General features: G+C 68.0%; 1 pseudogene. It reads left to right on the top strand.

Annotated features, from left to right (window positions below):
* Positions 1 to 31 precede the first annotated feature (31 nt).
* Positions 32 to 444: pseudogene (locus D7Y04_RS42700) on the top strand (IS21 family transposase); the annotation flags it as partial.

Below are 444 nucleotides of genomic sequence, written 5' to 3'. Positions count from 1 at the left end.
GCCGTTGCTCGAGAAGCTGAATGAGCGCCCGATGCGGCATGTGGGGCGCTCGCGTCGCCAGTTGTACGAGGAGCTCGAGAAGCCCGTGCTGAAAGCCCTGCCGGTACACGCCTACGAGTTGGCCTTCTGGAGGAAGGCGCGCGTCCCTCCTGACTACCACGTCGAGGTGGAGGGGCACCTCTACAGCGTGCCGTACTCGCTGGCGCACAAGCAGGTGGAGGCCCGCTACACGGAGGGGAGCGTCGAGGTGTTCCTCGGAGGCCGACGAGTCGCGAGCCACGTGCGAAAGCGCACCCAGGGCTACTCCACGCTGAAGGAGCACATGCCCGCCAGCCACCAGTCCCACGCGGAGTGGACGCCCGCGCGGCTGTTGACGTGGGCGCAGAAGACGGGCCCCTCCACGGCCGCGCTGGTGCAAGGCCTCATGGAGCGCAAACCCCATCC

The sequence above is a fragment of the Corallococcus sp. AB038B genome, from assembly GCF_003668955.1.
GTDB classification, from domain to species: Bacteria; Myxococcota; Myxococcia; order Myxococcales; family Myxococcaceae; genus Corallococcus; species Corallococcus exiguus.
This window is presented reverse-complemented; position numbering and strand designations above follow the sequence as displayed.